Source organism: Pontibacter lucknowensis, from assembly GCF_900156415.1.
Taxonomy (GTDB): Bacteria; Bacteroidota; Bacteroidia; order Cytophagales; family Hymenobacteraceae; genus Pontibacter; species Pontibacter lucknowensis.
Genome location: NZ_FTNM01000002.1, coordinates 473,265 through 494,661 on the forward strand (window position 1 = coordinate 473,265; position 21,397 = coordinate 494,661).

Annotated in this window: 17 protein-coding genes; 15 read left to right on the top strand and 2 right to left on the bottom strand. The window is 49.0% G+C overall.

The genetic code is table 11. The features are described 5' to 3' along the window. Positions 1 to 9 precede the first annotated feature (9 nt). Complete coding sequence (locus BW972_RS08200) at positions 10 to 2,439, top strand: TonB-dependent receptor (RefSeq protein WP_083674112.1); 2,430 nt, start codon at positions 10 to 12, stop codon at positions 2,437 to 2,439. Positions 2,440 to 2,503: 64 nt separating this feature from the next. On the opposite strand, the gene BW972_RS08205 is transcribed toward BW972_RS08200, so the two are convergent. Further along, complete coding sequence (locus BW972_RS08205) at positions 2,504 to 3,370, bottom strand: DUF2911 domain-containing protein (protein ID WP_076421743.1); 867 nt, start codon at positions 3,368 to 3,370, stop codon at positions 2,504 to 2,506. Between the two features lie 525 nt (positions 3,371 to 3,895). On the opposite strand from BW972_RS08205, the gene BW972_RS08210 reads away from it, so the two are divergent. From BW972_RS08210 to hisB, 5 genes are all read left to right on the top strand, one after another. Next, the gene (locus BW972_RS08210) at positions 3,896 to 6,841 is read left to right on the top strand and encodes an MBG domain-containing protein (protein WP_159439850.1); all 2,946 of its coding nucleotides are present in this window, start codon (positions 3,896 to 3,898) and stop codon (positions 6,839 to 6,841) included. Between the two features lie 365 nt (positions 6,842 to 7,206). Then, positions 7,207 to 8,058: an ATP phosphoribosyltransferase gene (gene hisG / locus BW972_RS08215; RefSeq protein WP_076421745.1), complete on the top strand. Its 852-nt coding sequence runs from the start codon at positions 7,207 to 7,209 to the stop codon at positions 8,056 to 8,058. Then, positions 8,058 to 9,347 carry a histidinol dehydrogenase gene (gene hisD / locus BW972_RS08220; RefSeq protein WP_076422114.1) on the top strand — a complete coding sequence of 430 codons (1,290 nt, stop codon included), beginning with the start codon at positions 8,058 to 8,060 and terminating at the stop codon, positions 9,345 to 9,347. The genes hisG and hisD overlap by 1 nt, the downstream gene beginning before the upstream one ends. Beyond that, a complete protein-coding gene (gene hisC, locus BW972_RS08225) occupies positions 9,340 to 10,386 on the top strand; it encodes a histidinol-phosphate transaminase (RefSeq protein WP_076421746.1) in 1,047 nt (348 codons plus the stop codon). The genes hisD and hisC overlap by 8 nt, the downstream gene beginning before the upstream one ends. Before the next feature lie 73 nt (positions 10,387 to 10,459). Next, a complete protein-coding gene (gene hisB / locus BW972_RS08230; protein ID WP_076421747.1) occupies positions 10,460 to 11,554 on the top strand; it encodes a bifunctional histidinol-phosphatase/imidazoleglycerol-phosphate dehydratase HisB in 1,095 nt (364 codons plus the stop codon). Positions 11,555 to 11,640: 86 nt separating this feature from the next. Here hisB and BW972_RS08235 read toward each other — a convergent pair whose 3' ends face one another. Beyond that, positions 11,641 to 12,048 carry a hypothetical protein gene (locus BW972_RS08235; protein ID WP_007657612.1) on the bottom strand — a complete coding sequence of 136 codons (408 nt, stop codon included), beginning with the start codon at positions 12,046 to 12,048 and terminating at the stop codon, positions 11,641 to 11,643. 574 nt (positions 12,049 to 12,622) lie between these two features. On the opposite strand from BW972_RS08235, the gene BW972_RS08240 reads away from it, so the two are divergent. From BW972_RS08240 to BW972_RS08280, 9 genes are all read left to right on the top strand, one after another. Beyond that, positions 12,623 to 14,032, top strand: a complete 1,410-nt coding sequence (locus BW972_RS08240) for an anthranilate synthase component I family protein (protein ID WP_076421748.1) — start codon at positions 12,623 to 12,625, stop codon at positions 14,030 to 14,032. Between the two features lies 1 nt (position 14,033). Continuing rightward, positions 14,034 to 14,597, top strand: a complete 564-nt coding sequence (locus tag BW972_RS08245; RefSeq protein ID WP_076421749.1) for an anthranilate synthase component II — start codon at positions 14,034 to 14,036, stop codon at positions 14,595 to 14,597. An 82-nt stretch (positions 14,598 to 14,679) separates the two neighbouring features. Beyond that, complete coding sequence (gene trpD / locus BW972_RS08250; protein ID WP_076421750.1) at positions 14,680 to 15,690, top strand: anthranilate phosphoribosyltransferase; 1,011 nt, start codon at positions 14,680 to 14,682, stop codon at positions 15,688 to 15,690. Between the two features lie 44 nt (positions 15,691 to 15,734). After that, positions 15,735 to 16,559: an indole-3-glycerol phosphate synthase TrpC gene (gene trpC, locus BW972_RS08255; protein WP_007661310.1), complete on the top strand. Its 825-nt coding sequence runs from the start codon at positions 15,735 to 15,737 to the stop codon at positions 16,557 to 16,559. Positions 16,560 to 16,583: 24 nt separating this feature from the next. Then, positions 16,584 to 17,240, top strand: coding sequence for a phosphoribosylanthranilate isomerase (locus BW972_RS08260; RefSeq protein ID WP_234986326.1), 657 nt, complete (start codon positions 16,584 to 16,586; stop codon positions 17,238 to 17,240). 162 nt (positions 17,241 to 17,402) lie between these two features. After that, positions 17,403 to 18,593, top strand: coding sequence for a tryptophan synthase subunit beta (gene trpB / locus BW972_RS08265; protein WP_076422116.1), 1,191 nt, complete (start codon positions 17,403 to 17,405; stop codon positions 18,591 to 18,593). Then, positions 18,583 to 19,371 (top strand): tryptophan synthase subunit alpha, encoded by a 789-nt coding sequence (gene trpA, locus BW972_RS08270; protein WP_076421751.1) that lies wholly within the window; start codon positions 18,583 to 18,585, stop codon positions 19,369 to 19,371. The genes trpB and trpA overlap by 11 nt, the downstream gene beginning before the upstream one ends. Continuing rightward, on the top strand, positions 19,368 to 20,378 hold the full coding sequence (locus tag BW972_RS08275) for a bifunctional 3-deoxy-7-phosphoheptulonate synthase/chorismate mutase (protein ID WP_076421752.1): 1,011 nt from the start codon (positions 19,368 to 19,370) through the stop codon (positions 20,376 to 20,378). Before trpA ends, BW972_RS08275 begins: the two co-directional genes overlap by 4 nt. A 316-nt stretch (positions 20,379 to 20,694) precedes the next feature. Next, positions 20,695 to 21,270, top strand: a complete 576-nt coding sequence (locus BW972_RS08280) for a hypothetical protein (RefSeq protein WP_143731959.1) — start codon at positions 20,695 to 20,697, stop codon at positions 21,268 to 21,270. Positions 21,271 to 21,397 lie beyond the last annotated feature (127 nt).

The following is a 21,397-nucleotide window of genomic DNA, read 5'->3' on the forward strand; positions in this document are numbered from 1 at the left end:
GCACCCTCTATGCACCGATATCTTGCGGTATGGCTCTTGATGCTGCTGCCAGCAGGTGTCTTTGCACAGCAGGGAACAGTGAAGGGTACGGTTCTGGACTCCAGTCGCCAGCCACTTGAAATGGCGACGGTCGGGGTGCAGGGCCGTACCCTTGGCGTTCAGACTGATGCTCAGGGCAGGTATAGCCTGAAAGTACCTGCCACAGAAGATCTGGTATTAGTCGTACGTTACCTGGGCTACAAGCAGCAGGAGCGAAGCGTGCAGGTCGAAGCAGGTCAGGAACTGGTACTCGACTTTGTGTTAGAAGCCGATCCGCAGCAGTTGCGGCAGGTTGACGTGCGGGGCAAACGTGAAGATGATACCCGGGAGCAGGTCAGCGTGACCCGCCTCGACCCGACGCTCACCAAAACCCTTCCCTCTGCCTTCGGTGATTTCAACATGATACTGGCTACACTGCCCGGTGTGACCAGCAACAACGAACTTTCCTCTACCTACTCCGTGCGCGGCGGAAATTATGACGAAAACCTGGTGTATGTCAACGGTATTGAAATCTACCGCCCTTTTCTGATCTCAGCGGCGCAGCAGGAGGGATTGAGCTTTGTCAACCCGGATCTGGTGGCCAATGTTGAGTTTTCTTCTGGAGGGTGGCAGCCCAAGTATGGCGACAAACTCTCATCAGTTCTTAATATCCAGTACAAGCGGCCAACCTCGTTTGCCGGTTCTGTTACCGGCAGTTTGACCGGTGGCGCGATTCATCTGGAGGAAGCCTCGAAGAACAAACGTGTATCCTATCTGATGGGCCTGCGCCACAAGAACAGTCAGTACATGTTGCAGGGGCTTCAGGTCGACGGACAGTACAGGCCTGTGTTTACGGACGGGCAGGTATACCTGAGTTTCGACCTGGGCAGGCAGCCCGAGCGCACTACCCTGGGCCTGTTAGGCAGCTATGCCCGCAACAATTTCCGTGTAGAGCCTGAAACTCGAACCACCACCTTCGGAACCCGCCAGGCACCGCTTCGGCTTTTGGTAGCCTACGATGGGCAGGAGAACATGGAGTATGATACCTATCAGGTGGGGGCTAACCTGAGCCATCAGGTATCCGATAATCTGCTGACTGAGTTTATCGTGTCAGGCGTACACTCACTGGAGCGTGAGTTTCGTGATATAGAGGCCGCCTACCGCCTCTGCGACGTCAACACCTTAGGGCGTAACGACATGGGCGAGTGCCTGCGTGACCGGGGCATAGGCAGTCAGTTTGATCATGCCCGCAACGCTTTGAAAGCCATGGTACTGGCAGCAGAGAGCCGTAATACCTGGCGCCTGAGCTCGCGCAGCACCGTCCTTGCCGGTGCAAAAGCCAGCCTGGAGCGCATCAACGATCGTTTGTCTGAATACGGCTTTGTTGATTCTTCAGACTTTGTAACGATGGCTTACACCCTTAATTCGGAGCTTGACCTACATACCCAGCGTTACAATGGCTATGTGCAGCATACCTATGAACTGGATTCCCTCAAAACGTTCACCTATGGCATCCGGGCCAGTTACTGGAGCTATAACAATGAATTGACCATCACGCCGCGGGTGCAGTACTCGTTTATTACCCGCCGAAACCCTGACCTCTCCTTCAAAGCTGCCGTGGGGCTCTATTATCAGCCTCCTTTCTATAGGGAGCTACGCAACTTTCAGGGAGAGCTCAACCCGGATCTGAAGGCGCAGCGCTCCCTTCATGCTGTCATCGGCAGTGATTACCTTTTCAAAGCCTGGGACCGTGATTTCAAACTGACCACGGAGGCCTATTATAAGCACATGACCAATGTGGTGCCGTATGATCTGGACAACGTACGGCTGCGCTACTATGGGCAAAATAATGCGAAAGCCTATGCAGCCGGTTTGGATGTGCGGGTGAATGGGGAGTTTATAAAAGGAGCGGAGTCCTGGCTGAGTTTAGGGCTGATGCAGACAAGGGAAAATGTGCAGGGGGACTCCAGCCTGGTGTACAACAGCTCCGGCGAAATAATCGGAAGTCGGAACCGTGGCTACATGCGCCGTCCAACAGACCAGTTGGTGAACATCGGTGTCTTCTTCCAGGACCACCTGCCTGACAACCCCACTATCCGGATGTACCTGAACGCCGTGTATGGCAGTGGGCTGCCTTTTGGCCCGCCTAATCGTCCGGATTTCCGCAATGCCTTCTCCGGCAAATCTTATAAAAGAGTAGATATTGGTTTTTCGAAGCTGATCGCCTTAGGAGACGACCTGACGGATCGCAAGAAAGTGTCGCTGGAAAGCCTCTGGATCGGTCTGGAAGTGCTCAATATCATCGATGCCCAGAATCGCATTTCCTACAGCTATGTAACCGATGTAAATAACCTGACCTATGCTATTCCGAACTTTCTGACAGGCCGACGAGTTAACTTACGTTTTATCGCCCGCTTTTAGGTATAAAAAGGAGCGGGGCTTCAGTTATACAACTGAAGCCCCGCTTGTGAATTGTGATTTTTTACTACCTCCGTTTCTTCCACTCATTATAAGCCGATTCAATTTCACGGGCATAGGTCTGGTACGATTCCGGTTCCTTTGGTCCCAGCTGCATCGCCTTTGCACTCAAATTAGCTGCTACCTGGTATTCTCTATTGAGTGCATAGAGCCTGGCCTTCACCCAGTTATTATAGAAATTCTCTTTAATGCCAATGGATTTGTTGATGTATTCCAACGCTTTCTCGTGCTGATCTCTGCGTGCCAGCAGGTAATTGGCTGCCTGCGCCCAGGTATACCAGTCGTCCGGAGCAGCTTCTTTCAAGGCTTTATTGATATTAGCAAGCGCCTTCTTCTCAATTTCTGTTTCGATGCGGATTGACACCTGTGAGTTTTCCCAAGTCAGGTTTAGCGTTCCAGTATTTGTGCTGATGTCACTGAATGCAAACTGCAGCGTTTCCTGGAAAGGAATCTTTTTAGGTGTTACCCGCAGGTAAGCCACGTCATTTAGCTCACTGTAGCCTTCCAAACCCCAGAGTGTCGTGTCTTTGTTCAGCACGATGTTCCACTCCGTTTCATTTTCTGGCAGGATAAAGAAGGAGTAAGTACCAGCAGGAACTCGCTCGTGATTCAGAAAGAGATCGTCCTCGAACGTAATCAGAGTAGCCTCGTTGGCACCCGCTCTCCAGAGTTTGCCATACGGCACAAGCGATCCGAAAATCTGGCGACCCTTCACGCCAGGCGCATGGTAGCGCACCGTTATCTCTGTCAGTCCGATGGTTTGTTTCACCATAGCAGCAGGGCTGGCCTGCGGTAATTTAATTTGAGCAGCCGCTTGCTGACTAAGCGCGAAGCAAAAAACAAGAGCCAATAAACTGAGCAGATACTTCTTCATGGTAATTATACGTACGTCGGGTCTTGGGTAGTATAGGCATATACTGAAAAAACTATGCCAGAACTAAATAAAATATATATCAAGAATCTGATACAAAGTTAAATAAAAATAGCACTGATTTCGAAAGTTGTTTTTACAATAACATGGCCTATACATGCAGTTTGAATAATTAATTGCATAGAAGCGCTCCTAACAGAGGCTGTAACATATATAAACTTTTGTATTCGATAAAAATAACCTAAAAAAATATTTGAAGAGTATAACCTTTATGACGTATTTTTGTATAAAGCTATTAATTATTTTAAATTATATAAGCTTGGGTGTGATTTCCAAAGAACATGTCTTCTGTAGTGTTGCTATGCATCAATCAGGAAAGCTATGTTCTTTTTTTATGCCCATACCTGAATATACACTATTGATCTACTACCACTTGCACCTTAAGTCTGGAAGGTGAGATGATTGAAAAGCTTATAACCCTAAACCCTTTATTAAAAATTTATGAATGGTAAAACTTTACTAAATCACATGGCGAAGTGGAAGCTACTGTATGTGGTCACGCTCATTGCTTCGCTTTCCTTTGCGGGTGTTAATGCCTTTGATAGTTATAATCCTACGGTTGTTTCTGATAAGGATGATTATGCTCCGGGAGAAGTAGCTATTATATCAGGTTTTGGCTGGACACAGGATAGCTTGGTAGACATACATCTAGAGGAAGATCCTGCGCATGACCATCACCATGGCTATCACGATACAAAAGTCAGCCCAGATGGTACTTGGCAAATTGAATACCCAATTGAAGACCGCCACTTAGGAGTGAAATTCACAGTTAAAGTGGAAGGCCAACAAAGCGGTACTATAGCATACACATATTTTACAGACGCCAATGTGACCTTTGCAGCTACTGGTTTACCTACGCAAACATCTTTAAAAGTTACCTATCAAATAAATGGTGGAGAATCTAAGTCTACACCGGATTTCACACCTCCGGCTACGCCAAATTCGGTAGTTGTTCCGAAAGATGATAATATTAGCTATACTTTTCCTGATATAATAGTTGGAGGGGTTTTATATAGAAGTACAACTATTACAACTGGTTCAAATACTCAAACGGGTCCAACAAACACATACAAATTACCAAATAACGGTGCTAATACAATAACAGGAAATTATGTAGCTACTTGTATTACTCCTACAATAACTACTCAACCAGCAAATCAATCAACTATTTATGGTGCCGCTGTGAGTCCTATCTTTTCTGTAGATGTGGCTGGTACTAACCCAACATATCAGTGGGAGTATAGAACAAGTAGTTCTAGCCTAACTTGGATTCCGATAACGGGCGCAAACGCTGCGACTTACGCTGTTGTGGATCCTACTGTGTCGATGAATGGATACCAGTATAGGGTTGCTCTAATAGGATGTAATACCACTGTTTACAGTAATCCTGCTAATTTAACTGTAAGTCCAAAGACCCTGGTAATCGGCATCACAGCTGAGAGCAAGGACTACGACGGTAACAGAGACGCGGCAGTAGCTGCCTCTATCACCAGCGGCCTGGTAGCAGGTGACGTGGTGACAGTGGCCGCCTCTAACGGTCAGTTCGACGACAAGAACGTTGGCACTGGCAAGGAAGTAACTGCCTCTGTGAGCAAGTCCGGCGCTGACGCCGGCAACTACACGGCCAACACTACCGCTACTGCTAGCGCTGACATCAGAGCCATCGCCCTGGTAATCGGCATCACAGCTGAGAGCAAGGACTACGACGGTAACAGAGACGCGGCAGTAGCTGCCTCTATCACCAGCGGCCTGGTAGCAGGTGACGTGGTGACAGTGGCCGCCTCTAACGGTCAGTTCGACGACAAGAACGTTGGCACTGGCAAGGAAGTAACTGCCTCTGTGAGCAAGTCCGGCGCTGACGCCGGCAACTACACGGCCAACACTACCGCTACTGCTAGCGCTGACATCAGAACAAGAGCAATTACGGTGGCTGCTGTTACGAAAAGCAAAGTATATGGAGATAGCGACCCTAATCTTACTTATAATGTAGCAGTTGGTGAACTTGTAGCAGGTGAGAACTTCAGCGGTAATTTAAAGAGAGTAGCAGGTGAAGATGTAGGAGTTTATGCAATTGAGCAGAATACCCTAACAGCAGGTACTAACTATACCCTTACCTATATTTCAGCAAATCTTACTATTACTCAGAAGGCCATTACTGTTACAGCAGATGCCAAAGAGAAAATGTTTGACAAAACTGATCCAGCGCTAACGTATACCTTCAGCCCAGCATTAGTTGGTAATGATAGTTTCACTGGGAAATTAATTAGAGAACCTGGCGAAGCTGTAGGTACATACGCAATCGAGCAAGGCACTTTAACTGCTGGAAGCAATTACAATCTGACTTATGTTGGAGCAAACTTAACTATCCATGCCATCCCTACAGTGGTGATAGTTAACCCAGCGCCTGTGCAGTACAGCACAAAAGTTGAAGTAGTTGCAAACTACACTGGTATTGTGAATAACCCGGTGTGGGTGTGGGGTTTTATTGATAATACTGACGGTGTGAAAACTGCAACTAGCATCACTGGCTCTGCAATTGTTCCAAGTGTTCCTGGTGTTCACAAACTCGTACTTCAGTATCATAATGCTGTTGGCGAATTGTTGACAACAGAACCTGTATTCATCTCAGTATACGACCCAGAAGGTGGCTTCATTACTGGCGGCGGCTGGATCAATTCTCCTACTGGAGCTTTAGCTGGTTCTGATGCAGTCGGCAAAGCTAACTTCGGATTTGTTGCCAAATATAAAAAAGGCAAGAACGAAGTAGAAGGTAATACCGAATTCCAGTTCCAGGCAGGTGGTATCAACTTCAAGAGCTCAGCTCATGATGCAGGTTCACTTGTAATTTCTGGTGCTAAAGCAACTTACAAAGGTACTGGTACGATTGCTGGTCATGCTGGAACTTATAACTTCATGGTGGTTGCTACTGACGGCCAAGTGAGTGGTGGTGGAGGTAATGATAAGTTCAGAATTAAAATCTGGAATGGCAGCAATGTGGTTTATGACAATGCTAGAGATACAGATGAAAATGCTGATCTTAGTGACTTAACTATCCTCGGTGGCGGTTCCATCGTAATCCACGAGAACAAAGCAGTTGCGGCTAGCCCAGGCGGCAAAAAACTCGAAGCTGCCGACCAACTGGAAGGTTTGTCTTCAGCCCGCTTCGACAACTATCCGAATGCTTTCTCTGATCGCACGACGATTCGTTTCGTTTTCGATACGGAAGAGCAGTTTGCGCTGGAAGTGTACGATGTGAGAGGTTCCTTGATCAAGAAAGTGGCTACGGGTAAGGCGGAGGCTGGACAGGTATACGAGTATGAACTGGATGCCCGTAACCTGGCAGAAGGCGTGTACTTGGCTCGTCTGATCACTGGCTCTAAGGCACAAACCATTAAGATGATCCTCAAGAAGTAAGCTGACGCTTGCAGGGTCTTATGGCCCTTAAATAAAAAGGCACTTGTCGTAACTGACGGGTGCCTTTTTATTTAAGGGCCAAACTATGCGATAGGAAAAACAATTTTGGCACTAATTTGTATAAACCAAAATCAACTGTACCTTTGCAGCAGCAGATGAGCAAAACCACGCTACATATCATTATTTCCTCTATCACGGCAGCGCCTGTTGCCTGTGGTTCTGCTGCGCATCATCATCATTTCCATCATTCCTCGTAAGAGGAATAATAGCACCATATAGCCCCCTGTAGGGTCTTTGCACCCTTTCTGTACTTTGCCACAAGCAAGGTTATTCTTATTTGTACCTATTTAATCCATTCAATATATATGCTACGTTTAGCAATCCAGAAATCCGGTAGGCTGAGTGAAGACTCGCTTAAACTGATCCGTGAGTGCGGTATCTCTTTCATAACCAGCTCTCTAAAACTCAAAACTGAATCCACCAATTTCCCGCTCGAGATCCTATACCTGCGCGATGATGATATACCTGGCTATGTTGCCGACGGTGTTGCCGATATCGGAATCGTAGGAGAGAATGTGCTGGTAGAGGAAGGGATGCAGCACCTGGCGGTAGAGCAGCTTGGTTTCTCGAAGTGCCGTTTGTCGCTGGCTGTGCCGAAGGGTGATCCATACGAAGACATCAGCGACCTGCAGGGTAAGAACATTGCGACATCCTATCCCAACTTGCTGCAGTCATACCTCGACGAAAAAGGGGTGCAGGCCCACATCCATACCATCAGCGGCTCTGTTGAAATTGCTCCCAGCATCGGGCTGGCTGATGCTATCTGCGATATTGTGAGTTCGGGCAGTACTTTGATCAGCAATGGTTTGCGTGAAGTGGAGCGCGTGTTCAAATCGCAGGCGGTGCTGATTGCGAACGGGGGACTCAATGCTGAGAAGCAGGAGATCCTGAATAAACTGCTGTTCCGCATCCACGCCGTTCAGCGTGCTCAGAAAGCCAAGTATATCTTGCTGAATGCCCCGAACGACAAAATTGCCGAGATCAGCGAGTTGCTGCCTGGCGCTAAATCACCTTCTATTCTGCCGCTGGCCGAAGAGGGTTGGAGTTCACTGCACTCTGTTGTGAACGAGGATGATTTCTGGGAGATCATTGAGAAGCTGAAAGATGCCGGAGCACAAGGTATATTGGTGGTACCTATTGAAAAGATGATCGTATGATGCGCAAAATAGAATATCCTGCTCAAGCCGATTGGCAGGAGCTGGTAAAGCGGCCGACGCAGAATTTTGAGGATCTGGAAGCAGGTATAGCCCAGACTTTCAGGCTGGTACAGAAGCAAGGCGATGCCGCTTTGCTGGAACTGACACAGAAGTATGACGGCGTAAAACTGGATAGCCTTTTTGCTTCTCAGGAGGAAATCGCGGCGGCAGAAAGTGAATTATCACCTGAGCTGAAAGAGGCTATTTTGCAGGCCTACAGTAATATTCAGCTTTTTCACGCGCAGCAGGCAGAGCAGCCGAAGCATGTAGAGACGATGCCCGGTGTGACTTGCTGGCGAAAAAGTGTGGCCATTGACCGGGTTGGCTTGTACATACCTGGAGGTACGGCGCCTTTATTCTCAACTTTGCTGATGCTGGGTGTGCCCGCCCGATTGGCAGGTTGCAAGGAAATTATACTCTGTACGCCTCCCTCAAAAAGTGGAAGCATTCACCCGGCAATACGCTACACGGCTTCGCTGCTAGGTATAGACAAGATCGCTAAAGTAGGTGGAGCACAGGCTGTTGCGGCCATGGCATTTGGCACGGAGTCTATACCTGCCGTGAACAAGATCTTTGGTCCAGGAAACCAGTATGTGACGGTGGCGAAGCAGATGCTCAGCAAAACGGGCGTGGCCATCGACTTGCCGGCCGGACCATCGGAGGTGCTGGTGATGGCGGATGACTCAGCTAATCCGGCTTTTGTGGCAGCTGATCTGCTGTCACAGGCAGAGCACGGTGCTGATTCGCAGGTAGTGCTGCTGACGACATCTGCCGAAATGCTAAAAAGGGTAGAGCAGGAGCTACAGGTACAGTTGAGCAACTTGCCGCGCAAAGAATTTGCAGCCAAAGCATTGGAGAACAGCTTAGGTATTCTGCTCAGCAATGTAGAAGAAATGCTGCGCTTTTCGAACCTTTATGCACCAGAGCACCTGATCCTTTCTATCCAAAATTTTGAAGAAGTGCTGGATAAGATCACCAATGCCGGTTCGGTGTTTCTGGGCAACTACAGTCCGGAGTCGGCCGGTGACTATGCCTCCGGCACAAACCACACCTTACCTACCAATGGCTATGCCCGCGCCTACAGTGGGGTGTCGCTCGATAGTTTTGTCAAGAAAATCACTTTCCAGCACATCACACCGGCAGGATTGCAGAACATCGGAAAAGCCATTGAAGTGATGGCCGCCGCTGAGGGACTCGAGGCGCACAAAAACGCGGTAAGTATCAGATTAAAGGAGGTGCAGAATGTTTAACCTGGAGAATATTGTACGCCCGAACGTACTCAAAATGAAAGCTTACTCCTCGGCCCGCGATGAGTTTAAAGGCGCAGCCAGTGTCTTTATCGACGCAAATGAGAACAACCTGGGCAGTCTGGCAGGGGAAGGGTATAATCGTTACCCCGATCCGCATCAGAAAAAGCTGAAAGAGAAGATAGCTGACATTAAAGGCTTGTCACCTAAGCAGATTTTCCTGGGCAACGGCTCTGATGAAGCGATTGACCTGTTGTTCCGCATGGTGTGTCGACCGGGGCAGGACAGTATGCTGCATCTGCGGCCTACTTACGGTATGTATGAAGTATCTGCCAACCTGAACGAGGTGCAGCTGGATGCGGTGCAGCTGACGCCTGATTTTCAGATCCCGGTATTGGAAGTGCTGCGTCAGGTAAAAGATACGACAAAGCTGATCTTTATCTGCTCGCCTAACAACCCGACCGGTAACCTGATCGAGCCAGAGAGCATCGAAACCTTGCTGGATAATTTTGACGGTCTAGTGGTGGTGGATGAAGCCTACATCGATTTCGCGGATGTTCCAAGTTGGTCTACCCGACTAGCTGAGTACCCTAACCTGGTTATTCTGCAGACTTTCTCCAAAGCCTGGGGTATGGCAGGATTGCGATTAGGTATGGCATTTGCTTCAGAGGAGATCATTGCGCTGCTCGATAAGATCAAGCCGCCTTATAATATAAATGAAGCCACCCAGGAGCTGGCACTAAAAGCGCTGGAGCAGACCGAGCAACTGGCTTATATGATCGAGGAGATCGTGCAGGAAAGGGAAATGCTGGTGCAGGCACTCCCATCGCTGGATGCGGTTGAAAAGGTATACCCATCAGATGCCAACTTCCTGCTGGTGAAAGTAAGGAATGCTAACCGGCTGTATAGCTATTTGCTGGAGCAGGGCATTGTGGTGCGCAACCGCTCCAGTCTGCCCGGTTGTGAAGGATGCCTGCGCATATCAGTAGGCACTGTGGACGAGAACCAGCTGCTGTTCCAGGCCATTTCTAATTTTAAATAAAAAGCGACTGACCAGGTTGAAAGGACAGCTTCAACACCTTAACTGATACACGCTACGAGATACGTTATTGAAAATGAAAAAAGCATTGTTTATAGACCGAGACGGCACTATTTTGATTGAGCCGAAAACAGATTTTCAGGTAGATTCTTTCGAGAAGTTTGAGTTTCTACCAAAGGTGATTCGCAATCTCTACAAAATCTATTCTGAGTTGGATTACGAACTGGTAATGGTTACCAATCAGGACGGACTTGGCACTGACTCCTATCCGGAGGATACTTTCTGGCCGTACCAGAATAAAATGCTGGATATTCTGAAAGGAGAAGGTATAGAGTTCGCAGATATCCTGATTGATCGCAGCTTTGAACATGAAGGCCTGGAGACCCGGAAACCAGGTATAGGCATGATGAAAAAATACCTGTCCGGTGAGTATGATCTTGCAAATTCGTATGTAATAGGTGATAGGGTGACGGACGTGCAACTTGCTAAGAACTTGGGCGCTAAGGCCATCTTTATCGGAGAGAACCAGATAGAAGACGCAGCCCTGAGCACGAATGACTGGGATGAGATCTATACCTTCCTGAAACTGCCAGCCAGACGCGCTACAATCAGACGCCAGACCAACGAGACCGACATTGCCATTGATCTCAACCTGGATGGTACGGGGCAGATGAATATCCATACCGGACTCGGCTTTTTTGACCATATGCTGGAGCAGCTTGCCAAGCACGGTAAACTGGACCTGAACATACAAGTAAAAGGCGACCTGCACATTGACGAGCACCACACGATTGAAGATACCGGATTGGCGTTGGGAGAAGCTTTTCTGGCAGCACTGGGTGACAAGAAAGGCATTAGCCGTTATGGCTTTTTGCTACCGATGGATGATGTGCTGGCACAGGTTGCCATAGATTTTAGCGGCAGACCTTGGACGGTTTGGGAAGCTGAATTTAAACGCGAAAAAGTAGGGGATATGCCGACTGAAATGTTCTTCCATTTCTTCAAGTCATTTAGCGACACATCTAAATGCAATCTCAATGTAAAAGCAGAGGGTCAGAACGAACACCATAAGATCGAAGCGATCTTTAAGGCGTTCGCAAAAGCGATTCAGATGGCAGTGAAACGCAATCCGCAGGATAACTCTATACCTAGCACAAAGGGAACGCTATAGGAAAGAGCACTTGCTTTAACAAAAAGGGCTGACTGTAATAAAACAGTCAGCCTTTTTATCTGGTTGATCTAGCGGTTGGTTGTTGTTCAGCAGGCGCGCAACCAGTCGCTGGCTGCCTCTATATCATCAAATGTCTTTATAAAGCTCAGGTCTTGTGTATGCTGCAAAGATTTGTCAGCCGAAAGTCTGCTAAAGGCGCTAGGGGAATATACCCAGGCAAAGCATTCCAGCCCGGCAGCCTGCATCCTTGGAAGCCAATCCTGGCCCACCCATTTGGATGCGCCTGACCAAATTCCTTCCACGTTTGTGTTGTCATTCAGCACCTTGGTACAGTTGGTTTCCAACAGAAACTCAAGAATTTTCTCACAACCTTCTACCACTGTGTCATAGTTCTGGTACCCACGCCAATTCACATAGAGCCAACCTTCTGCGTGGTTGAATTCTATCAGAATATTGCTTTGCCTATGTAAAATTTCGTTTCGAACCAGTTTCATACAGCTATTTCAAGTACATTCAGCTTTACCGGTCTTGTTCACACTGATTAAGTCGCGAACCAGTGGGACCAGGTAAATAAATGCTGGCGAGTTAAAGACTTCTCAAAAATCAGACCTAATCGCTGCTGGTTTTGTAAGTTGTCTTAAATGCTTGGTAAACAACAGGTAAGTAAAAGAGAACATTCCTGTGAATCCCGATCAAATTCCCAATTATGGAAACATTTATCCCAGAGTCAGTTGCTTTGATTTTATACTGGCAACACACAGCTTTTGTTATGAAAAAGAAGTTATGAATCCCTGGTCATTTATTTAAAATATATTACAAAAGAATTTGCATTCCTCAGTTTAGCCTTTACCTTTGCAGCAGAGGGTTGAGCTGTTTTTACCCCTTTTTAAGAGAACATGATCCAAAATCTTCTTCATTCTGCATGGTGGTGGCACGTTACGCAAGGTATCGTGAACAGACCCGCTATGTTGTATGTAAGAAGCTAATACAATCTATAGCCAAAGGTATAAAAGCCTGCTGTTCACCTGAACAGCAGGCTTTTTTTTTGTTTTTAACCCTACCCGAAAGATGACAAAGTATAAGATTACGACAACGCACAAGCGCCTACTGGCCGACACACTTACGCCGGTGAGTGTATACCTGAAGCTGCGCGACCGCTTTCCGAACAGTATCTTACTCGAGAGCTCTGACTACCATGGAGCGGAGAACAGCTTCTCCTATATCTGTTGCAGCCCGATGGCGAGTATCAAGGCGGAGAATGAAGTGTTGACTGAAATTTTTCCGGATGGTCGCACGCTGCAGACTACCATCACCAGAGACTTAAATATACCTGCCCGACTATCGGAGTTTGCCAGCAGGTTTGAGCCGGAGCAAAATAGCTTCAACTTTATCAGCAATGGTTTGTTTGGCTACATGAACTATGATGCCGTGCGCTATTTCGAGGACATTGACTTGGAGTTGCGCAGCGACCGCCAACAGATGCCGGATCTTTATTATGCCGTGTACCGCTACATTATTGCGATCAACCACTTCACCAACGAAGCTTATATTTTCTCGCATTCTTACGGAGAGAAAGACAAGAGCGGTATAGCGCAACTCGAAGCCTTGCTCAATAGCCGCAACATTCCGAGCTATACCTTTAAGTCTATAGGCGAGGAGGCTTGCAACATTGGCCGGGAGGCATTTTTGCATAACATCAAGCGGGCGAAGGAGCACTGTTTCCGAGGCGATGTTTTCCAACTGGTGCTTTCCCGCCGTTTTGAGCAGGCTTTTCAGGGCGATGACTTTAACGTGTACCGAGCACTGCGTTCTGTTAACCCATCGCCATACTTGTTCTACTTCGATTACGGCAACTTCAAGATCTTTGGCTCCTCGCCCGAGGCGCAGTTGGTGATCAAAGACGGCAAAGCCAGCATTTTCCCGATTGCGGGCACGTTCCGCCGAACCGGCGATGATGCCGCCGATGCCGCTCTGGCTGAAAAGCTTCTGGCCGATCCGAAGGAGAACGCCGAGCACGTGATGTTAGTGGATCTGGCCCGCAACGACCTGAGCCGCAACGGCCACAGCGTGGAGGTCGAAACGTTCCGTGAAATTCAGTTTTACTCGCACGTGATTCACCTAGTGTCTAAAGTATCAGGGCAACTACACGATCAAAAAGACTCGCTGCAGATGGTAGCCAGCACCTTCCCGGCCGGTACGCTTTCAGGTGCTCCCAAATACAAGGCTATGCAGCTGATCGATCAGTACGAAACCACCAACCGCGCTTTCTACGGAGGCTGCATCGGCTTCATGGACTTCAACGGCAATTTCAACAGCGCCATCATGATCCGCTCCTTCCTGAGTAAAGACTACAAACTCTTCTACCAGGCCGGTGCCGGCATTGTGGCGGCCTCTGACGACAATAGCGAATTGCAGGAAGTGGACAATAAACTAATGGCTTTGCGCAAAGCCCTCACCTTAGCACAGGAGATCAATTAACATGAAAGTTCTGGTAATCGACAATTACGATTCGTTCACCTACAACCTAGTGCACTTGTTGCAGGAACTGGGTGCTGAAGTGACCGTGCGACGAAACGATAAGACAAGCTTAGAAGAAGTGTCACAATTTGACAAGATCATGCTGTCGCCGGGACCAGGTATACCGGACGAGGCAGGTATGCTGAAGGAAATCATCCGGGAGTTTGGCCCTTCGAAAAGCCTGTTTGGGGTATGCCTTGGGCATCAGGCAATAGGTGAGGTATACGGTGGTAAACTGTTTAACAGCAACGAGGTATGGCACGGCATTGCTACCCCTGTTGAAGTGAAATGCGAAGAAGAAGTCCTCTTCCGAAACCTTCCTCAGCAGTTCAACACGGGGCGCTACCACTCTTGGCTGGTAGAGCAAAATTTGCCGGACTGTCTGGTGCCAACGGCGGTGGATGCATCCGGAAACATTATGGCGCTGCGCCACCGCCACTATGATGTGCGCGGCGTGCAGTTCCACCCGGAGTCGGTGCTGACGGAGCACGGTCGGGATATGATCAGGAACTGGTTAACGCATTAAATGTCATCTCGACGATAGGAGAGATCTGAATTAGAAAGGCAGCATATTTCTCGCTGTGTTCGAAAAGACAAAAACATCAATCATGAAAGAAATACTGAACCACTTATTTGAACATAAAACGCTTAGCCGGGAGCAGGCACAGGAGGTGCTGAAGAACATTGCTGCGGGCAGGTATAACCAAAGCCAGATTTCCAGCTTTCTGACGGTTTACATGATGCGCAGCATTACCGTGGAGGAACTGGAGGGTTTCCGCAATGCCCTGCTGGAGCTTTGCCACCGTGTAGAGTTGGACGCTTACGACCCGATAGACCTCTGCGGCACAGGCGGTGACGGTAAGGATACCTTTAATATCTCCACGCTATCTTCTTTTGTAGTAGCGGCTAATGGAATCGCAGTAGCCAAACACGGCAACTACGGTGTGTCTTCTTCCTGCGGTTCTTCCAACGTGTTGGAGGCATTAGGTATTCAGTTCACCACCGACAAAGATAAACTGGAGCGCAGCATTGCTGAGTATAACATTTGTTTCCTCCACGCACCACTATTCCATCCGGCCATGAAGAGCGTCGGGCCGATCCGGAAAGACCTTGGTGTGAAGACCTTTTTCAACATGCTCGGCCCGATGGTGAATCCGGCTTTCCCGAAGAAACAGCTGGTGGGAGTTTTCAGTCTGGAACTGGCCCGCATGTATGGCTACCTCTACCAGCAGCAGCCCGACATCAGGTATAGTATCCTTCATACATTGGACGGCTACGATGAGATTTCCCTGACAAGCCCTTTCAAAGTGATCGCCGACAGCAAAGAGCAACTTCTCGACGCCGGCGATTTAGGACTTGGCCGATTGGAGCACAGCCAGATCAAAGGAGGGGAAGGTATAGCCGAGTCGGCTGAGATTTTTCTGAAGGTGATCAAAGGCGAAGGTACGGCTGCCCAGACGGATGTGGTCGCCGCCAATGCCGGCATGGCCATCCACTGCGCCCGCCCCGAAACCGCTATACCTGATGCCGTTGCTTTGGCTAAAGAGACACTCCAATCAGGAAGAGCTTATGCCTTATTTAACAAACTGATAAATGACAACAAGCTGGTAACAGCCTAATCATTTTGCAATCCTTAAATTTCCAAACTCTAAATCTGAAAATCATGAATATTCTCGACGAGATCATCGCCCATAAATACAAGGAAGTAGAAGAGCGAAAGGCGCTATACCCGGTGAAGTTACTGGAGAAGAGCCTGTATTTTGAGACGCCGTGTCTGTCGCTGGAGCGCTACCTGCTGCGACCGGATAAAAGCGGCATTATTGCCGAGATCAAGCGCAAGTCTCCTTCTAAGGGGGACATCAACCCCTATGTATCGGTGGAGCGCACCTCCATTGGCTACATGCAGGCGGGAGCTTCGGCTCTATCTATCCTGACGGACTCGAACTACTTCGGAGGCAAAAACGAAGACCTGATGATCGCCCGCAAGTATAACTACTGCCCGATCCTGCGCAAAGACTTTACCGTGGACGAGTACCAGATCGTGGAAGCGAAGTCGATCGGTGCTGATGCCATTCTGCTGATTGCCGCTGCACTGGAGCCGGAGAGACTAAAGCAACTGGCAGCTTTTGCCCGCTCTTTTGGGCTGGAAGTATTGCTGGAAGTGCATTCTCAGCAAGAACTGGAAGCTTCGTTAAGTGAAGACGTGACGATCGTGGGAGTGAACAACCGCAATCTTCAGACTTTCCAGACCGATGTTGCCCTTTCTTTGGAGTTGGCTCAGCACATCCCGTCAGGTATGACCAAGGTGTCGGAAAGTGGTTTGAAATCACCGAAAACGTTGATAGAGCTGCAGGCGGCAGGGTATAATGGCTTCCTGATCGGGGAGACCTTCATGACTGATGGTCGTCCGGAACGTGCAGCAGCCGAGTTTATCCGGGAGCTGCGCCAGCTGCAGCAAAATTTATCACTGGCTTCCGCGCAGGCTTAATGGCAGATTGCAAGCTCTCAATTTATGCATAAGGAAGAGATGAAAGACCTGAAACTAAAAGTATGCGGCATGCGCGACCCGGAAAACATCCGGCAGGTGGCCTCGCTGCAACCCGACTACATGGGCTTCATTTTTTATGAAGGCTCCAAGCGCTACTGTGAGGGCTACATCACCCCTGAACTTTTGGCGGAACTACCGGCAGGTATACAGAAAGTAGGTGTTTTCGTGAATGAAGCTACAGATGTTGTAGAGGCTACAGTTAAGAAATATGGCTTGGATCTGGTGCAGTTGCATGGTCGTGAAACGCCGGGCCAGTGCCGGGAATTGCGAGAGGCAGGCATAAAACTGATTAAAGCTTTTTCAGTAGACGACCGCTTTTCCTTTGAGAACACCTTGCTCTACGAGCGCTACTGCGAGTACTTCCTCTTCGACACCCGCGGCAACAACTACGGCGGCAACGGCACTGTCTTCGACTGGGAAATGCTGAAAGGCTACTTCTCGCCTATACCTTATTTCCTGAGCGGAGGCCTGAATCTGGAAAACCTGCAGAGCAGGGAATTTGAAGAAGTTCGGCCAAAGCCTTTTGCCATTGACGTGAACAGCGGCTTTGAGGTGGAACCGGGGCTGAAGGATGTGGAGAAGGTGAAGGAGTTGATTAGCAGGCTTAGGGATAGAGGCTAGAAGGTTTTTATAGCGCGAGCGTCCTCGCTCGTGCTTATTATGGAGGGGCCTCTGGCCCATTTGTGATTTTTCTCAGCTTAACACTAGGGGCCAGAGGCCCCACTATAGCTAGTCACGAGCGAGGATGCTCGCGCCATGCAGAACCAAAAGATAAAAAAACACATGAAATACTCAGTAGACGAAAACGGATTCTACGGCAAGTTCGGCGGGGCTTATGTTCCCGAAATGCTATTCCCCAACGTGGAGGAACTGCGTGAGAACTATTTGAAGATCATGGCTGAGCCGGATTTTCAGGAGGAAATGCAGAGCTTGCTCCGCGATTATGTAGGTCGCCCGACGCCGCTATACTTTGCCAAGCGCCTATCCGAGAAGTATAACACCAACATCTACCTCAAACGAGAAGACCTGAACCATACCGGAGCGCATAAGATCAACAACACCATCGGGCAGATTTTGCTGGCCAAGCGACTGGGCAAGACCCGCATCATTGCCGAGACGGGAGCTGGTCAGCATGGTGTGGCCACGGCAACGGTTTGTGCACTGATGAACCTTGAGTGTATCGTGTACATGGGTGAAGTAGACATTGAACGGCAGGCTCCTAATGTAGCTAGAATGAATATGTTAGGAGCCACAGTAGTGCCTGCTGCCAGCGGCAGTAAAACGCTGAAAGATGCCACGAACGAAGCTATTCGCGACTGGATCAATAACCCGGAAGACACTTACTACATCATCGGTTCGGTGGTGGGTCCGCACCCGTACCCGGACATGGTGGCCCGCTTTCAGGCGGTGATCTCGGAGGAGATGAAAGCGCAGTTGCTGGAGAAAACCGGCAGCGAGAACCCGGATTATGTGGTCGCCTGTGTAGGCGGCGGCAGCAATGCGGCGGGTGCTTTTTACCATTACCTCGACACACCAGAGGTGAAGCTCGTGGCAGTTGAGGCTGCCGGCCTAGGTATAGACTCCGGTGAGTCCGCCGCTACCTCGGTGCTGGGCAAAGAAGGAATCATCCACGGCAGTCGCACTTTGCTGATGCAGACCGAAGATGGACAGGTAACTGAGCCTTATTCTATTTCTGCCGGTCTCGACTATCCGGGCGTTGGTCCGCTGCATGCGCATCTGCACCAGTCGGGCCGGGCTATTTTTGAGAGCATCACCGACGAGGAGGCACTGCAGGCGGTGTTGGAACTGACTAGACTCGAAGGCATTATACCTGCGCTGGAAACAGCCCACGCCTTGGCCGCAATCGGCAGACTGGGCGCGAAGCCGGAGGAAGTAGTAGTGATCAACTTATCAGGGCGCGGTGACAAAGACTTGGCAACTTACTTAGACAGATTCAATTTCGATGGAAAATAGAATTCAGCAACTATTCGCCCAAAAGCCAAAGGGCTTGCTATCGGTTTACTTCACGGCAGGCTTCCCGAGTTTAGAAGACACGGTGCCAATCATATTGGAACTGGAGAAGAACGGCGTGGACCTGATTGAAATCGGCATGCCTTTTTCAGACCCGCTGGCTGACGGTCCGACTATTCAGCAAAGTTCTGAAGTGGCGATCCGCAATGGCATGACTATACCTAAGCTGTTTGCCCAATTGCAGGACATCCGGCAGCATACCCAGATTCCGCTGGTGCTGATGGGCTACCTAAACCCGGTGATGCAGTACGGCGTGGAGCGCTTTATGCAAAAAGCAAGCGAACTAGGTATAGACGGTTTGATTTTACCGGACCTGCCATTGTCAGATTATGTGCGGGAGTATAAGGAATTGTTCGAGCAAAACGGGCTCAGCAATATTTTCCTGATCACGCCGCAGACACCGGAGCAACGCATCCGCGAAATCGATGCGCATACCAATGGCTTTATTTATATGGTTTCGTCGGCCTCGGTAACAGGAAGCACCACGGGTCAGTCTGTAGTCAACACGGGCTATTTTGAACGGGTAAACGGAATGGGTCTGCGCAATCCGGGCATCATCGGCTTTGGTATCCACAACCACGAGACCTTCACGCAGGCCTGCAACCACGCCAGCGGCGCGATCATCGGCAGTGCTTTTATTAAGGCTCTGGCCAAAGAGGGCAGCCTGACCGAGAACATTAGCACATTTATTCAAAGCATCAGACAGAACGAAATCGCATGATCATACAATTGCAACAAGGTATACCTGATCAACTACTGGAAGTTATACTGCAGGAAGTAAAAGGTATAGGCTTTAAAGCCAATGAAGTAAAAACGCAGGAAGCACACTACATTGTCGGCATCGGCAAGAAAGACTTTGATATCCGTACACTGGGTCAGTTGCCGGGCGTTGCGGACATCCACCGCGTGTCAGACGAGTACAAGCTGATCTCCCGCAAGTGGCGCGTGAATCCGACGCTGATCGACTTGGGCAATGGTGTGGTGATCGGAGAGGGCAACTTCAGCATTATGGCAGGTCCGTGCTCTATTGAAAGTGAGCGGCAGATCGAGCTGGTAGTGGAACACCTGAAAGCCAACAACGTGAAGATCATGCGGGGCGGTGTGTTCAAGCCACGCAGTTCGCCTTATGCTTTTAGAGGGATGGGGCTGGAAGGGCTGCGCATGTTCCACCAGCTTTGCAGCCAGAACGGCATCAAGATCATTACGGAAGTAATGCAGGTATCGCAGATAGAAGACATGATAGACTACGTAGATGTGTTTCAGGTAGGAGCCCGTAACAGCCAGAACTTCAATTTGCTTGATTCACTGGGTGAGGCACAAAAGCCCGTTTTGCTGAAGCGTGGCATCTCCGGCACGTTGGAAGAGTTGCTGCAAGCGGCGGAATACATTTTCTCGAACGGCAATGAAAAGATCATGCTTTGCGAGCGCGGCATCCGCTCCTACGAAAACGCCTACCGTAACGTACTCGACCTGAACGCGGTGCCGGTGCTCAAGGCCAAAACCCACCTGCCAGTGATTGTCGATCCATCGCACGGCATCGGTCTGCGCGACCATGTAGAGCCCATGTCACTGGCCGCTGTGATGGCAGGTGCCGACGGCGTGATCTACGAAACGCACCAAAAGCCGGAAGAAGCCTTCTCGGACGGGCAACAGACAGTTAACTTCCAGGAATCTGAACGTCTGATCAAGCGCATGCGACAGGCCTTTGCGTTAAGGGAGAGCTTTTAAGGTATAGCTGTCTGAATCTTCATACAGGGCCCCTTCTCCAAAGATTATTAAAGCTACAAAAGCCTGATGCGGAAGTGTCAGGCTTTTGCACTCTAAGTTATAACCAACCTTGCTTTTTGCGTACTAAATCATATAACATTTGCCTATGCAGAAACTATACTTACTAATAGAGATTAAACTAATACTTCCGGTGCTTTTAGCTACAATGCTTTTCACCAGTTGCACGTCACTTCAGGAATCTTCTAAGTATTCGTTTTCTGAAGGAATCTATAAGGCAAAAATTTCAAGAGAACCGGCAGCCAAAGTATACGTGGACATGGGGGAAGAATCACTCAGACTATATCCCGCGCAAGATTACACAAGAGGACAAGCTGTTCAGCTCGATACGACGTCCAAAATTACACTCGCTATACCTGAGGAATTAGATGCGGCGCCAGGCCATACCTATACCTTCTCAAAGCCGTCCTTTGATCTGGATGTGCTCACCATCCCGTTTAAATACCGACCAGGCACGGCAGGTATACCGAATCAACTCAACACGACTTTTCAGGGAGCTCTGTTTATAGGTGCTCGCCGGGATGTTTTCCGGATCAATTACAAAGCGACTCCTGTGGGCAATCACCGGCGTTTTTTGAACCATTTCGGGTATAGTTTCGGCTTGTTTTCAGGTATAGGCGCTACGACTGTGAATGAGGCCGTGACAGGTGGACAGGTAGGGTATGAATATGAAGGTGTTGTGTTGTTGAATGGGGTGGCGGGTATTGTTGGCATCAACAATTTCACCTTCGGTTTGGCGCTGGGCTTTGATCATCTCCTCGATAAGTACCGCCACGATTGGGTATACCAGCGCAAGCCCTGGTTAGGTTTGGCTTTTGGCTTGAACCTGAACTAGTGGGCTGCGGCCTATTAGAAATCATGAATTCAAAATTAGAAATGCTGTAAAGCTTAATCTTCTTGATTTGCCAGTCAGGAGCTCTTCCCTAAAATTAGATTTATGGAATACCTTCTTCATGCCTTTA